We start from the raw sequence: 14615 nt of genomic DNA on the forward strand, positions 1-14615 counted from the left end.
TGAGATGAAAAAGAACCAAGAAGTTCGAGGAAGCGAAGCTTTGAGGAGCGGAATGAAGTTTAATCCTTCATGAGCACCGGAAAAGCAAAGCTGACGAAGAAATTCGCCGGTTAATTTTTATCGAGTAGTTTGGTGATGATGGCGAAGAGGTCACACCCGTTCCCATTCCGAACACGGAAGTTAAGCTCTTCAGCGCCGATGGTAGTTGGGACTTTGTCCCTGTGAGAGTAGGACGTTGCCAAGCAAACAAACAAAAAAAGTAGCTAATTCTAGCTGCTTTTTTTTGTGTTATCTATTTTCGTGGAATTACGTTGTCAAAGTGTGAAATACACAAGAAAATCGTGAAATAATTAATTTTTTCGTGGAAATATCAATAAAAAGTTGGAATAACGTTTATTTTTGTGGAATTACTAAAAGTGGAAAGAAACTTCTTCTGATACAAGGCAGGATTAGACCGCAGATAACTTAATCTCAAGCTGAACAGCGATAAAATAGGTCTCAAAACATCAAAAATGTAATAAATGTAGCTCATTTTGTTAGTAGATAGCAGATAGTTTAGGATTTAGGATAAAATCTAACTAATTACGCGCCAAGCATAACCTCTAAACAAATCTAAACCCCACACTCCCTAAGTCTATCGCAAACATCCTACACTAAAACCTATCTAGAAAAGCAACAACAACATACTAAGAAAGAATTTATTAAAATTACCGATTACTACACTAAAATGCCTAAAGCATCGTCTAGCCTAATGATGCTCTAAGCTTTTCTTTTTACCACAAATAATATAAACAGTAAACCAACCAAAAACACAGCCGTGAGAATAATCCATGTTGCATATGGTGATTGGGTCTGGTTATTTACTTCAACACTGTCACTTAGTGGTTGCTTACCTTCACCGAGTACTACTAAATCCGCTGAGGCCTGACTTAAATCCTTTGTTAATGAGCAGATACCCGTTCTAAGTTTTCCTCCATTTTCTGTCGCGTAAACTAAGTAACTGACGCCTTGCATGAATTCAAATCCACATGCTTCTGAATCCCTAGCCGTGTAAATTGTAATTTCAGACTTGTTTTCACCCTTCCAAATCTCACTCACTTTAAAGGTAACCTTATTTGGTTTGTAATCCGGTGAAGGATCTGTTTCAATGGAGAGTACTTCTCCTGAGAATACAGACTGTACTGATTTTAATTCTTCCTTAACCGGAAGAGAAGGTATACAGGAACAAGCATAGGCTGGAACTGGGTTTGTCAGAAAGACTAGTGCGAATAGGAGAACTAAAGTAGACAGAATTATAGTTAATCTCATAAAAATCACCCCTTCAATCCTATAGACGAGGGGTAGTCAAATTAGTTACAACTGTATCTCATTAATCTTCAATTTTTTTAATTTTGACTTTGTTTTTTTTGCCGTCAGCAGGAATCAGCTTGTGTAGGTGAATCATGAGAAGTCCGTGCTTGTAGCTTGCTTCCATGCGATCTTCTCTTACTTGATAGGGAAGTTCAATTTCACGTTTAAACTTTCCCTGAAAGATTCCCTCCTGTACGAGCTTAAATCCTTTAAAGTTCAGATTAATTTTTCCTTCAACTTCTAGTGTATTTTGGTTTACAAACAAGTCGATATCATCAAGTTGGTCAATACCTGGAATATTAATGACACATAGAAGCTCATTGTCTCCTTGATATAAGTTGTACTGGGTTAGGTGATTTTGAAAGATACCATCGAAGTTTTTCCAAAAATCGTCACCAAAAAAACCATGAAACTGATCTTTCCAGTTTGCAAAATCCTTTAAGTACGGATGATCATTTAGCATGACACACACCTCCTAGATATAGCATGCATGGTTGGGAGTTTACCTCCTCGAGAAATAGGTAAAACACACTTATATCATATGATTTTGTGATGGTTATGTGTCTATAAGTAGAAGCCTGTCCTGAGAGTGAAATCTTTGATACAATATGAGGAATACAAATGGGTATAGTATTAGTAATAGATTAGAGGTGAGTGGAATGTTAGAAAGCGGTATTATGATGATTGTGATTATATTATTAATTAATATAGTTTATGTTTCTTTTTTCACGATACGGATGATCTTAACATTAAAGGGACAGCGTTATTTAGCGGCCTTCCTTAGTATGATTGAGGTTGTCATATATGTTGTAGGTCTTGGTTTAGTATTAGAAAACTTAGATCAAATACAAAACCTAGTGGCCTATGCTGTTGGTTATGGAATTGGTGTTATTGTAGGGATGAAAATAGAAGAAAAGTTAGCCTTAGGTTATATAACGGTCAATGTCATTACAAAGGAATATCAAACGGAATTACCTAAGCGGCTTCGTGATAGAGGTTATGGGGTTACTACCTGGGAGGCGCATGGACTTGAAGGTGACCGAATGTCTATGCAAATTTTAACACCAAGAAAGTATGAGCTTTCGTTATACACGACGATTAAAGAGATTGATCCTGGTGCATTTATTATCTCTTATGAACCTAAGTCTATTTATGGAGGATTCTGGGTTAAGAATGTCAAGAAAGGAAAGTTGAAAAATGGATAAAAAACCATCAAAGAAAAAATTTCATGTTGGTGAAAATGAAACCATTGACCAATGCTTGGCAAGAATGGAGCAGGAAGGATACCAGCCAGTAAGGCGTATGGAAGAGCCTGTATTTCAAGAAACAGAAACAAACGGAATTAAAGATATACAACCGTTTGGAAGAATAATCGTTTTTGAAGGTAAATTCTCCGGAAAAACCGAACATTAATTGTGAACTTTATATTAATGTTCGAATTTTTAATTGCAACTTATGCTTTCAGCTGATATCATAAAGTAGGAAATTAAAATCACACATAAAAATGAATGATTAGCTTGCCTCATATAATTTTGGGATTATGGCCCATAAGTTTCTACCCAATAACCGTTATTTATTGGACTATGAGGGAAAGTGATACGGGGAGCTCCATTTAATTTGGAGTATGATAAGTGCCCAAGTAAATTGCTTTCTCGTTATAGGGAGGAATTTACTTTGGGCACTTTTTTTCGTCCATACAGGTAAAGGGGGATTATTAGTGAAGCCGATGGTTGGAGTCATTATGGGAAGTTCATCTGACTGGGAGACGATGAAACATGCTTGTGACATACTAGATGAGTTAGAAATTTCTTATGATAAGCAGGTTGTTTCCGCGCATCGTACGCCAGATTTAATGTTTGAATATGCAGATCAGGCAAGAGAAAGAGGCATAAATGTAATTATTGCTGGTGCTGGTGGAGCGGCGCATCTGCCTGGAATGGTAGCTGCAAAGACAACACTCCCAGTCATTGGAGTGCCCGTACAATCTAAAGCACTAAATGGTCTAGATTCATTATTATCTATTGTACAAATGCCAGGAGGCGTTCCTGTTGCTACAGTAGCAATTGGTAAAGCTGGAGCAACGAATGCTGGATTACTTGCTGGACAAATTTTAAGTATTTCTCATAAAGAAATCGCCATGCGACTTCAAGAACGAAGAGAAAAAATGAAGCAAATGGCATTAGAAATGAGTGAGCAACTTGTATAAGACAATAGTACCAGGAAGTACAATTGGTATCATTGGTGGGGGACAACTAGGGAGAATGATGGCTTTGTCAGCAAGAGAAATGGGGTATCGAATCGCGGTTTTAGATCCGACTCCTGATAGTCCTTGTGGACAAGTGGCAGACGTTGAAATTACGGCAGCCTATCATGATATTAATGCGATACAAAAGCTTGCCAGTGTAAGTGATGTTATTACTTATGAATTTGAAAATATAGATCACGATGCGTTAACGTGGTTACATGAACATACTTATTTGCCACAAGGTACAGAGTTATTACGGATTACACAGGACCGTGAAACTGAGAAAACATCCATTCAAACACTAGGGGTTCCAGTTGCTCCTTTTCAAATAGTTACGGAAGAAGCAGAGTTAGATCAAGCCGTACAGAGTATTGGCATTCCTTGTGTCGTTAAGACATGTAGAGGTGGTTACGACGGAAAAGGACAGCAGGTCATTAGAAATACTGAAGATGTAAAAGCGGCTTATCCATTACTACAAGCAGGAAAATGTATTGTGGAGGGCTGGGTACCATTTGAGAAAGAGTTATCTGTTATTATCTCAAGAAATCCAAATGGAGAAACAAAGACACTACCACTTGCTGAGAATATCCATGTGGATAATATTCTTCACCAAACGATTGTGCCAGCCAGGGTGAATCAAGAGGTAGTTGAACAGGCATATTCGGTTGCAAAGATCATTGCTGATGGACTGGGATTGATTGGGACACTGGCGGTTGAAATGTTCTTAGTAGGCGATGAGATCTTTGTAAATGAGCTTGCACCAAGGCCACATAATTCGGGACATTATTCAATTGAGGGCTGTGTTACTTCTCAATTTGAACAGCATATTCGAGCAGTATGTAATCTTCCTTTAGGAGATACAACATTATTAACGCCAACTGTTATGGTGAACTTGCTAGGAGAGCATGTAGAGCCAACTTTGGAACAATATGAGCTGATTTTATCAGGTAAAGTTCATTTATATGGAAAGAAAGAGGCAAAACTAAAAAGAAAAATGGGACATATCACCTTTTTAGGGGAAGATGTTGAAGAGATCTTACAGGATCTTTCAAAGTTAACGATATGGAATGAAAAAGCGGAGGTAAAAGGATGATTGAACGTTACACACGACCAGAAATGGGAGCTATTTGGACAGAGGAAAATCGTTATAATGCTTGGCTAGAGGTTGAGATTTTAGCATGTGAGGCTTGGGCTGAGCTCGGAGATATTCCTAAGGAGGATGTAGCGTTAATTCGTCAAAACGCATCATTTAGTATTCCTCGAATTTTAGAAATCGAAGAGGAAACAAGACATGATGTGGTGGCATTTACTCGTGCCGTTTCTGAAACACTTGGCGAAGAAAAGAAGTGGGTTCACTACGGTTTAACTTCTACTGATGTGGTAGATACGGCGTTATCATACCTGTTAAAACAAGCAAATGACATTTTAAAGCAAGATCTTTCTCGCTTTGTAGATATCTTAAAGGAAAAAGCACAAGAGCATAAGTACACAGTCATGATGGGTAGAACACATGGAGTACATGCAGAACCAACGACATTCGGATTAAAGCTTGCCCTTTGGTATGAGGAAATGAAGCGAAATGTGGAGCGTTTTGAAGCAGCTTCTAAGGGTATAGAATTCGGTAAGATTTCTGGTGCAGTTGGAACATATGCAAATATTGATCCATTTGTAGAGAAGTATGTTTGTGAAAAGCTTGGTTTACAGGCCGCACCAATTTCTACTCAAACGTTACAGCGTGACCGCCATGCACACTACGTTTCAACACTTGCTTTAATCGCAACATCTATTGAAAAGTTTGCAACAGAGATCCGTGGTCTTCAAAAGAGCGAGACGCGTGAAGTAGAGGAGTTCTTTGCAAAAGGTCAAAAAGGATCATCTGCTATGCCGCATAAGCGTAACCCAATTGGCTCAGAGAACATGACAGGTCTTGCAAGAGTCATTCGTGGACATATGCTAACAGCTTATGAAAATGTTTCTTTATGGCATGAGCGCGATATTTCTCATTCATCGGCAGAGCGCATTATCCTTCCTGATGCAACGATCGCATTAAACTACATGTTAAATCGCTTTGGTAATATCGTGAAAAACTTAACGGTGTTCCCAGAGAATATGAAGCGCAACATGGATCGCACGTTTGGATTAATTTATTCACAACGAGTGCTATTAGCTCTTATTGATACTGGAATGTCTCGTGAGGAAGCATATGACACGGTTCAACCTAAAGCAATGGAAGCTTGGGAAAAACAAACTTCCTTTAAAGAAATTGTAATGGCAGAAGAAAAGATTACGTCTAGATTGAGTCAGGAACAAATTGATGATTGCTTTGACTATAACTACCATCTGTCACAGGTAGATACTATTTTTGAGCGAGTTGGATTATAAGATATATTCAAAGGCTCTAACCAAAAGAGCCTTTTAAAAAAAGATTGTCTTCTACAAGGGGGATTTAGAGTGGAAAAACTAGGGTTGTTGTATGAAGGTAAAGCAAAGAGGATCTACCAAACGGAAGCTTCAGAGATTGTTTGGGTAGAGTACAAGGATAGTGCCACAGCCTTTAACGGTGAGAAAAAAGCGACCATTACAGGAAAAGGCAGACTAAATAATACGATTACTTGTCTATTATTTGACATGCTTCATGAAAAAGGAATCCCTACTCACCTAGTTAAAAAGCTTTCTGAAACAGAACAGCTTGTGAAAAAAGTAAGTATTATTCCTTTAGAAGTAGTGGTGCGAAATGTTGCTGCTGGCTCACTTGCTAAGCGTTTAGGATTTGAAGAAGGGCAAATACTTCCTTTTCCAATTATTGAGCTTTACTACAAAAATGACGACCTTGGTGATCCACTCATTAATGAGGACCATATTAAGGTGTTGAACCTTGCAACTGCTGAACAGGTGGCAGAATTAAAGGAAAAGGCACTTGGTGTAAACGAGGTGCTTGTCCCTTATTTTGATGAACGAAATGTGAGATTAATAGATTTTAAGCTTGAGTTTGGTGTAACAAGTGAAGGAACGATATTATTGGCAGATGAAATTTCTCCTGACACTTGTCGACTATGGGATAAGGATACAAATGAAAAGCTTGATAAAGATGTGTTCAGAAGGAATTTAGGAAATTTAACAGACGCATATGAAAAACTATTAGAGCGATTAGGGGGAGCATCACATGTATAAAGTTAAGGTATTCGTTACGTTAAGAGAAAGTGTTTTAGATCCACAAGGAACGGCCGTAAAGGGTTCACTTCATAGCTTGTCTTATACAGAAGTTCAAGATGTTCGTATTGGAAAGTTTCTAGAATTAACGATTGAGAAGAGTGAACGTTCTATTGATGAGCTTGTGAAAGAAATGTGTGAGCGTCTATTAACGAATACTGTAATTGAAGATTTCACCTATGAGGTGGAGGAGGTCGTGGCACAGTGAAATTTGCTGTAATTGTCTTCCCAGGATCAAACTGTGATGTGGATATGTTTCATGCGATTAAAGATGAGCTAGGTGAAGAAGTAGATTATGTTTGGCATGATACAGAATCACTAGATTCATATGATGCTATTCTCTTACCTGGTGGTTTTTCATATGGCGATTACTTACGTTGTGGAGCAATTGCGCGCTTCTCGAAAGTAATGGGAGCTGTGGTTAAGGCTGCTGAAGCTGGTAAGCCTGTAATGGGAGTTTGTAACGGATTTCAAATACTGTTAGAAGCTGGGTTATTACCTGGTGCTCTTAGAAGAAATAAAGATTTAAAGTTTATCTGTCAACCTGTCAATCTTGTAGTTGAAAATGTAGAGACTATGTTTACTTCTGGCTATGTAGCTAGTGAAGTGATTAGTATTCCAGTAGCTCATGGAGAAGGTAACTATTATTGTGATGAACAGACATTACAGAAGCTAGAAGAAGGAAACCAAATTGTGTTCCGTTATCAAGATGACTTAAACGGAAGTCTTTCTAATATTGCTGGAATTGTAAATGAAACAGGAAATGTATTAGGAATGATGCCTCACCCTGAAAGAGCGGTTGATTCACTTTTAGGTAGTGAAGATGGACTAAAGCTATTCCGATCGATTTTAAAGAACTGGAGGAACTCTCATGTCGTTACTGCTTGAACCAACATCAGAACAAATTAAAAGTGAAAAAATCTACCGTGAAATGGGACTGAGTGACGAAGAGTTTGCACTAGTTGAAGAGATTATTGGACGTTTACCTAATTATACAGAATTAGGACTATTCTCTGTTATGTGGTCTGAGCATTGTAGCTATAAAAATTCTAAGCCTGTGCTACGTAAATTCCCTACTAAGGGAGAGCGTGTTCTTCAAGGACCTGGTGAAGGTGCAGGAATTGTGGATATTGGTGATGAACAAGCGGTTGTGTTTAAGATGGAGAGTCATAATCATCCATCAGCGATTGAACCCTATCAAGGAGCGGCTACTGGTGTCGGTGGAATCATTCGTGATGTATTTTCAATGGGGGCACGTCCAGTTGCTCTATTAAACTCTTTACGTTTTGGAGAGTTGACAACGCCTCGTATGAGATATTTATTTGAAAATGTTGTAGCGGGTATTGCTGGATACGGAAACTGTGTTGGAATTCCAACGGTAGGGGGAGAAATTCAATTTGATCCTTCTTATGATGGAAACCCACTTGTTAACGCGATGTGTGTAGGGTTAATTGACCATAAGGATATTAAAAAAGGTGTAGCTACTGGTATTGGTAATACCGTTATGTATGTTGGAGCGAAAACGGGTCGTGACGGAATTCATGGCGCAACTTTTGCTTCTGAGGAGCTATCTGAGGAATCTGAAGCAAAGCGTCCGGCTGTTCAAGTAGGAGATCCGTTCATGGAAAAGCTTTTACTAGAGGCTAGTTTAGAGATTATCAAAAGTGACGCGCTTGTTGGAATTCAGGATATGGGTGCTGCTGGTCTAACATCGTCTTCAGCTGAGATGGCAAGTAAGGGTGGATCTGGTATTGAGATGAATCTTGATCTTATTCCTCAACGTGAAACAGGCATGACTGCATATGAGATGATGCTTTCTGAATCTCAAGAGCGTATGCTAATTGTGGTTCAAAAAGGTAGAGAACAAGAAATTCGAGATATCGTTGAAAAGTATGGGTTAGAAGCTGTAGCTGTTGGTGTTGTAACAGACGATAAGAGATTACGCCTTGTTCATAAAGGGGAAGTAGTGGCTGATGTTCCGGTTGATGCGTTAGCTGAGGACGCTCCAGTTTATCATAAGCCTTCAAAAGAGCCTGCTTATTATCGTGAGTTCCAAGCAATGGACAATGATATTCCTGCTGTTGACGATGTACAGGAAACATTAGTGAAGCTATTATCTCAGCCGACCATTGCAAGTAAGGAATGGGTTTATAATCAATACGATTATATGGTGAGAACAAATACAGTTGTATCACCGGGTTCTGATGCGGCAGTAGTTCGTATCCGTGGTACTAGAAAAGCATTAGCTATGACTACAGATTGTAATTCTCGTTATATTTACTTAGATCCAGAAGTAGGCGGTAAGATTGCTGTAGCAGAAGCAGCACGTAACGTTGTATGTTCTGGTGGAGAGCCAATCGCGATTACAGACTGTTTGAACTTTGGTAATCCAGAGAAGCCGGAGATCTTCTGGCAGCTAGAAAAAGCGGTAGATGGAATGAGTGCAGCATGTTCTAAATTAAATGCTCCTGTTATTAGTGGAAATGTATCTTTATATAACGAAACAAATGGTACGGCCATTTATCCAACGCCAACGGTTGGAATGGTTGGGTTAATTACGGATGTTGATCATATTACAACGCAAAGCTTTAAGCAAGCTGGCGATTTAATATATGTGATTGGTGATACATCAGCAGAGTTCGGTGGAAGTGAGCTTCAAAAGCTGACATATGGTCGTATTTTTGGTAAAGCACCTGAGTTAGATCTAGAAGTGGAAGCAGAGAGACAATCATCTTTATTAGGCGCAATCCGTGCTGGTCTTGTTAAGTCTGCTCATGACGTTTCTGAAGGTGGACTTGGAGTTGCGTTTGCAGAATCTTTAATGGGTACAGAACTAGGGGCTACTGTAGAGCTTACTGGTGATCCTACTGTTATGTTATTTAGTGAAACACAATCTCGTTTTGTTGTAACGGTAAGCCCAGAAAACCAAGCGCGTTTTGAAGAACTGGTATCTGCTACCCTAGTAGGAAATGTAACAAATGATGGAAAGCTTGTGGTTTCTGTGAATGAAGTAGTTTCCGTTCATACATCTATGGAAGTATTACAACAGGCTTGGAAAGGGGCGATCCCATGCTTGCTGAACTCAAAGGCTTAAATGAAGAATGTGGGATTTTTGGAATCTGGGGTCACCCAGATTCTGCCCAGATTACGTATTATGGTCTACACAGTCTGCAACACCGTGGACAAGAAGGTGCTGGGATTGTCGTAACAGATGGAGAGAAGCTAAAGACCATTAAGGGAACAGGCCTTGTTACTGAAGTGTTTAAGCAAGATGAAATGACGGATCTGTATGGTAAAGCGGCAATTGGTCATGTGCGCTATGCAACAGCTGGCGGTGGTGGTTATGAAAACGTACAGCCGTTATTATTCCGTTCACAAAGTGGAGGATTAGCACTTGCTCATAATGGGAATCTAGTAAATGCGAATGCATTAAAGCACCAGTTAGAAGGACAGGGAAGTATTTTTCAAACAACGTCTGATACAGAGGTACTAGCTCACCTTATTAAGCGTGGAGGCAATCTTCCTTTAAATGATCGTGTGAAGAATGCTTTGACGATGTTAAAGGGAGCTTATGCTTTTTTAGTTATGACAGAGGATGAGATGATGATTGCCCTTGATCCACTTGGGATGCGTCCACTTTCATTAGGCCGTTTAGGTGATGCCTATGTGGTAGCTTCTGAAACGTGTGCATTTGATGTTGTTGGAGCGACGTATGAGCGTGAAGTGGAGCCTGGGGAGTTAATCATTATTTCCGATGAAGGAATTCGTACGGAACGTTTTTCTGGCTTTCAAAGTCGTGCCATTTGTAGTATGGAATATATCTACTTTGCTCGTCCTGATAGTAATGTGGGCCGCATTAATGTTCACAGTGCGCGTAAGAACCTAGGAAGATGGCTAGCACTTGAAGCACCAGCAGAAGCAGATGTAGTTACAGGTGTACCAGACTCTAGTATTTCAGCAGCCATAGGGTATGCAGAAGCAATGGGCATTCCATATGAAATTGGATTAATTAAGAACCGTTATGTCGGACGTACCTTCATTCAACCTTCCCAATCTCTTCGTGAACAAGGGGTTAAGATGAAGCTATCACCAGTTCGCGGAATTGTGGAAGGAAAGCGTGTAGTCATGGTGGATGACTCCATCGTACGTGGAACGACCAGCCGTCGGATCGTGAACATGCTACGTCAAGCAGGGGCAACAGAAGTGCACGTTCGTATCAGTTCCCCTCCCATTAAGAATCCTTGCTATTACGGAATTGATACATCGACAAGAGAAGAACTCATTGCCTCTTCAAGATCAGTAGAAGAAATCCGTCAAATTATAGGCGCAGATTCTCTATCATTCATCAGTAATGAGGGCTTACTTAGTGCAATCGGACGTCCAGATATGGACGAAAATAGAGGGCAATGCATGGCATGCTTTACAGGCAAATACCCGACAGAAATCTTCCCAGACACGGTGCATCCGCACGAAAAGTGCTAGTTGTAGTGGTTTAGCACTTTAAAGCATTGGGGGCCAGGCCCCCAATGCTTTAAAGTGATAGAGGATTTAGTGAAGAGACAAGTAAAGAGACAAGTAAAGAGACTTAACATAAAAAAACAAAGTAAAGCGACGGGTACGTCGCTTTATGGCTATTGGGGGATGACGATGGCGAACTCGTATAAGGAAGCTGGAGTTGACATAGAAGCAGGTTATGAAGCAGTAGCACGGATGAAGAAGCATGTGGAGCGGACAAAGCGCAATGGTGTGTTAAGCAGCATCGGCGGGTTTGGCGGGATGTTTGATTTGTCTAGTTTAAACCTTAAGGAACCCGTTCTCGTTTCTGGTACTGATGGGGTGGGTACGAAGTTAATGCTTGCCTTTATGATGGATCAGCATGATACGATCGGTATTGATGCCGTAGCGATGTGTGTGAATGATATTGTTGTTCAAGGGGCAGAGCCTTTATTTTTCCTTGACTACATCGCATGTGGGAAGGCACTTCCTGAGAAGATTGAAGCGATTGTGAAGGGAATATCTGATGGCTGTGAGCAGGCCGGATGTGCGCTTGTTGGTGGAGAGACGGCTGAAATGCCAGGAATGTATGATATCGAAGAATATGATCTAGCGGGCTTTGCTGTAGGGGCTGTAGAAAAATCGAATATCGTGACAGGTGCTACTATAAAACAGGGCGATTGTTTGATTGGTTTGACTAGTAACGGACTTCATAGTAACGGATTTTCGCTAGTAAGAAGAATTCTACTTGAGAAGGCTGGTTTCCAGTTAGATCAAGAAGTAGAAGGTCTTGAAGGCCCACTCGGTAAGGAATTATTAAAGCCTACTCGTATTTATGTAAAGCCACTTCTACACGTGATGAAAAAGTTCCAGATTAAAGGAATGGCTCATATTACAGGTGGTGGTTTTATTGAAAACATCCCGAGAATGCTACCTGAAAACCTAGGGGCGGAAATTGATCATGGTTCATGGCCTATTCCTGCTATCTTTAGTGTATTACAGCGTGAAGGAGAACTTTCTCAGGAAGAGATGTTCAATATCTTCAACATGGGTATCGGTATGGTGTTAGCTGTAGACGAAGAGGATCTCATTTCCGTTATTCGTGAGCTAGAAAGTCAAGGAGAACAACCTTTTATCATAGGTCGCGTTAAAGAAGGAACAGGTGTTACATTCGGTGGGGGCACGCTAGAATGAGCCGAATAGCTATTTTTGCTTCAGGCTCTGGTAGTAATTTTCAAGCAATTGTTGATGCTACAAAAGCTGGAACCCTTCAAGCTAAAGTGTCACTCTTAGTTTGTGACAAGCAAGAAGCGAAGGTAGTCGACCGAGCTAAGAAAGCAAGCATTCCTTCTTTTGTCGCAACTCCTCAATCGTTTCATTCAAAATCGCTATACGAGGAAGCCATCCTAGAAAAACTACAGGAACATCAAGTGGAGTGGATTATATTGGCCGGCTATATGCGCTTAATTGGGGAGACTCTTTTACGAGCGTACGAAGGCAAAATCGTAAATATACATCCCTCTCTTTTACCAGCTTTCCAAGGCAAGGATGCAATCGGGCAAGCGCTTCAGGCTGGAGTTAAAGAAACAGGGGTAACCGTTCATTTTGTAGATGAAGGGATGGACACAGGGCCCATTATTGCAAAAGAACAGGTTCACATAGACGAACAGGAAACACACGAAAGTTTACAAAAAAAAATTCAAGCAGTTGAACATGTTTTATATCCAAAAACAATTCAGGCATTGCTAACCGGAGGTAATCATACATGACGATTAAAAGAGCACTCATTAGTGTATCTGATAAAGCGGGCTTAGTTCCTTTTGTTAAGAGCTTAGTTGAACAAGGAGTAGAAATTATTTCTACAGGAGGTACGAGTAAGCTATTAGAACAGAATGGGGTTAAAGTGATTGGCATCCAAGAGGTAACTAACTTTCCAGAAATGCTAGATGGACGTGTAAAAACACTTCATCCTATGATCCATGGTGGTCTTTTAGGTGTACGTGATAATGAAGAACATACACAAACAATGGATGCACATGGAATTGTACCAATTGATTTAGTCGTGGTGAACTTATATCCATTTAAAGAAACGATTCAAAAGACAGATGTGACGTATGCGGATGCGATTGAAAATATTGATATCGGTGGTCCTTCTATGCTTCGTTCAGCTGCGAAAAATCACCGTTTTGTTACAGTGGTGGTAGATCCGTCTGATTATGAGGTAGTACTTCATGAGCTTTCAAGTAAAAATGAAGTAACGTTTGAAACGAAGCAACGACTTGCAGCTAAAGTTTTCCGTCACACGGCTGCTTATGATGCGCTAATTGCAGATTATTTAACAAAACAGGTGGGAGAAGAAGCTCCTGAATCCTTAACGGTAACATTCGAAAAGAAGCAGGACTTACGTTATGGAGAAAATCCACATCAAAAGGCTGCGTTTTACCAAAATTCTTTACCAGTTCAGGGGTCTATCTCTTCCGCTACACAATTGCATGGTAAAGAATTATCATATAACAATATTAATGATGCTGATGCAGCCCTAACCATTGTGAAAGAGTTTAAAGACCCTGCAGTTGTAGCTGTTAAGCATATGAATCCGTGTGGAGTAGGAGTCGGAGAAACAGTTTTAGCTGCCTACCAAAAGGCATTTGAGGCAGACCCAATCTCTATCTTCGGTGGCATTGTGGCTGCGAATCGACCAATTGATGCAGATACTGCTTTGCTTTTAAAAGAAGTGTTCTTAGAAATTATTATTGCCCCTGCGTTTACAAAAGAGGCACTTGAAATATTAACAGCAAAGAAAAACCTTCGTTTACTACAAGTGGATGTGGACGCAAACCAAAGTATTGAGAAGCGTTTAACAACTGTAAGTGGTGGTGTACTCATACAGGAGAATGATCATCTTTCATTCGATGATGCAACGATTACGGTACCAACAAAGCGTCAACCAACTGAAAAAGAATGGAAGGATTTAAAGCTAGCTTGGCAAGTTGTGAAGCATGTAAAATCAAATGCTATCGTTTTAGCAAAAGATGATATGACAATCGGAGTCGGTGCTGGTCAGATGAACCGAGTGGGAGCAGCTACGATTGCGATTGAACAGGCTGGTGAAAAAGCAACTGGTTCGGCATTAGGTTCTGATGCATTTTTCCCAATGGATGATACAGTGGAAGCTGCTGCAAAAGCGGGCGTAACAGCCATTATTCAACCAGGAGGATCCATTCGTGACGAGGATTCTATTAAAAAAGCGGATGAATACGGTATTACAATGGTATTTACAGGGGTTCGACACTTTAAACATTAAAGGAGAGGTCTT

General features: G+C 40.1%; 15 protein-coding genes, 1 rRNA gene and 1 riboswitch. Of the genes, 14 read left to right on the top strand and 2 right to left on the bottom strand.

Annotated elements, in window-relative coordinates; all coding sequences use genetic code 11:
* Positions 1-128 precede the first annotated feature (128 nt).
* A 5S ribosomal RNA gene (rrf, locus tag LT143_RS10195) occupies positions 129-244 on the top strand.
* A 515-nt stretch (positions 245-759) separates the two neighbouring features.
* Here rrf and LT143_RS10200 read toward each other — a convergent pair.
* Together LT143_RS10200 and LT143_RS10205 are read right to left on the bottom strand one after the other, a co-directional pair.
* Positions 760-1308, bottom strand: coding sequence for a hypothetical protein (locus LT143_RS10200; protein WP_246942875.1), 549 nt, complete (start codon positions 1306-1308; stop codon positions 760-762).
* Between the two features lie 61 nt (positions 1309-1369).
* Positions 1370-1813: an Hsp20/alpha crystallin family protein gene (locus LT143_RS10205; protein ID WP_246942876.1), complete on the bottom strand. Its 444-nt coding sequence runs from the start codon at positions 1811-1813 to the stop codon at positions 1370-1372.
* A 196-nt stretch (positions 1814-2009) separates the two neighbouring features.
* Between LT143_RS10205 and LT143_RS10210 the strand changes: the two genes are divergently transcribed.
* The 13 genes from LT143_RS10210 to purH all read left to right on the top strand — a co-directional run bounded on the left by LT143_RS10210 (position 2010) and on the right by purH (position 14603).
* The gene (locus tag LT143_RS10210) at positions 2010-2555 is read left to right on the top strand and encodes a DUF2179 domain-containing protein (RefSeq protein WP_246943097.1); all 546 of its coding nucleotides are present in this window, start codon (positions 2010-2012) and stop codon (positions 2553-2555) included.
* Entirely contained in the window at positions 2548-2763 is a 216-nt protein-coding gene (locus tag LT143_RS10215; protein WP_246942877.1) for an NETI motif-containing protein, read from the top strand. The genes LT143_RS10210 and LT143_RS10215 overlap by 8 nt, the downstream gene beginning before the upstream one ends.
* 89 nt (positions 2764-2852) lie before the next feature.
* Positions 2853-2954: riboswitch (purine riboswitch) on the top strand.
* Positions 2955-3067: 113 nt separating this feature from the next.
* On the top strand, positions 3068-3556 hold the full coding sequence (purE, locus tag LT143_RS10220; protein ID WP_246942878.1) for a 5-(carboxyamino)imidazole ribonucleotide mutase: 489 nt from the start codon (positions 3068-3070) through the stop codon (positions 3554-3556).
* Positions 3540-4688 carry a 5-(carboxyamino)imidazole ribonucleotide synthase gene (gene purK, locus LT143_RS10225; protein ID WP_246942879.1) on the top strand — a complete coding sequence of 383 codons (1149 nt, stop codon included), beginning with the start codon at positions 3540-3542 and terminating at the stop codon, positions 4686-4688. The genes purE and purK overlap by 17 nt, the downstream gene beginning before the upstream one ends.
* Positions 4685-5977 (top strand): adenylosuccinate lyase, encoded by a 1293-nt coding sequence (gene purB, locus LT143_RS10230; protein WP_246942880.1) that lies wholly within the window; start codon positions 4685-4687, stop codon positions 5975-5977. The genes purK and purB overlap by 4 nt, the downstream gene beginning before the upstream one ends.
* Before the next feature lie 69 nt (positions 5978-6046).
* Complete coding sequence (gene purC / locus LT143_RS10235; protein ID WP_246942881.1) at positions 6047-6766, top strand: phosphoribosylaminoimidazolesuccinocarboxamide synthase; 720 nt, start codon at positions 6047-6049, stop codon at positions 6764-6766.
* The gene (purS, locus tag LT143_RS10240) at positions 6759-7013 is read left to right on the top strand and encodes a phosphoribosylformylglycinamidine synthase subunit PurS (protein ID WP_246942882.1); all 255 of its coding nucleotides are present in this window, start codon (positions 6759-6761) and stop codon (positions 7011-7013) included. Before purC ends, purS begins: the two co-directional genes overlap by 8 nt.
* Complete coding sequence (gene purQ, locus LT143_RS10245) at positions 7010-7693, top strand: phosphoribosylformylglycinamidine synthase subunit PurQ (RefSeq protein WP_246942883.1); 684 nt, start codon at positions 7010-7012, stop codon at positions 7691-7693. The genes purS and purQ overlap by 4 nt, the downstream gene beginning before the upstream one ends.
* A complete protein-coding gene (purL, locus tag LT143_RS10250; RefSeq protein ID WP_246942884.1) occupies positions 7677-9899 on the top strand; it encodes a phosphoribosylformylglycinamidine synthase subunit PurL in 2223 nt (740 codons plus the stop codon). Before purQ ends, purL begins: the two co-directional genes overlap by 17 nt.
* Positions 9875-11287 (top strand): amidophosphoribosyltransferase, encoded by a 1413-nt coding sequence (gene purF / locus LT143_RS10255; RefSeq protein ID WP_246942885.1) that lies wholly within the window; start codon positions 9875-9877, stop codon positions 11285-11287. Before purL ends, purF begins: the two co-directional genes overlap by 25 nt.
* Before the next feature lie 165 nt (positions 11288-11452).
* Positions 11453-12493: a phosphoribosylformylglycinamidine cyclo-ligase gene (purM, locus tag LT143_RS10260; RefSeq protein ID WP_246942886.1), complete on the top strand. Its 1041-nt coding sequence runs from the start codon at positions 11453-11455 to the stop codon at positions 12491-12493.
* A complete protein-coding gene (gene purN / locus LT143_RS10265) occupies positions 12490-13068 on the top strand; it encodes a phosphoribosylglycinamide formyltransferase (protein WP_246942887.1) in 579 nt (192 codons plus the stop codon). The genes purM and purN overlap by 4 nt, the downstream gene beginning before the upstream one ends.
* Positions 13065-14603, top strand: coding sequence for a bifunctional phosphoribosylaminoimidazolecarboxamide formyltransferase/IMP cyclohydrolase (purH, locus tag LT143_RS10270; protein ID WP_246942888.1), 1539 nt, complete (start codon positions 13065-13067; stop codon positions 14601-14603). The genes purN and purH overlap by 4 nt, the downstream gene beginning before the upstream one ends.
* The last annotated feature ends 12 nt before the right edge of the window (positions 14604-14615 follow it).

This window comes from Bacillus pinisoli (genome assembly GCF_023036475.1).
Classification (GTDB): domain Bacteria; phylum Bacillota; class Bacilli; order Bacillales; family SA4; genus Bacillus_BS; species Bacillus_BS pinisoli.

Coding starts and splice junctions, on each gene's coding strand:
- purB (WP_246942880.1), top strand. CDS start 4,685: ATGATTGAACGTTACACACGACCAGAAATGGGAGCTATTTGGACAGAG.
- LT143_RS10205 (WP_246942876.1), bottom strand. CDS start 1,813: ATGCTAAATGATCATCCGTACTTAAAGGATTTTGCAAACTGGAAAGAT.
- purH (WP_246942888.1), top strand. CDS start 13,065: ATGACGATTAAAAGAGCACTCATTAGTGTATCTGATAAAGCGGGCTTA.
- purL (WP_246942884.1), top strand. CDS start 7,677: ATGTCGTTACTGCTTGAACCAACATCAGAACAAATTAAAAGTGAAAAA.
- LT143_RS10200 (WP_246942875.1), bottom strand. CDS start 1,308: ATGAGATTAACTATAATTCTGTCTACTTTAGTTCTCCTATTCGCACTA.
- purM (WP_246942886.1), top strand. CDS start 11,453: ATGGCGAACTCGTATAAGGAAGCTGGAGTTGACATAGAAGCAGGTTAT.
- purS (WP_246942882.1), top strand. CDS start 6,759: ATGTATAAAGTTAAGGTATTCGTTACGTTAAGAGAAAGTGTTTTAGAT.
- purF (WP_246942885.1), top strand. CDS start 9,875: ATGCTTGCTGAACTCAAAGGCTTAAATGAAGAATGTGGGATTTTTGGA.
- LT143_RS10210 (WP_246943097.1), top strand. CDS start 2,010: ATGTTAGAAAGCGGTATTATGATGATTGTGATTATATTATTAATTAAT.
- purN (WP_246942887.1), top strand. CDS start 12,490: ATGAGCCGAATAGCTATTTTTGCTTCAGGCTCTGGTAGTAATTTTCAA.
- LT143_RS10215 (WP_246942877.1), top strand. CDS start 2,548: ATGGATAAAAAACCATCAAAGAAAAAATTTCATGTTGGTGAAAATGAA.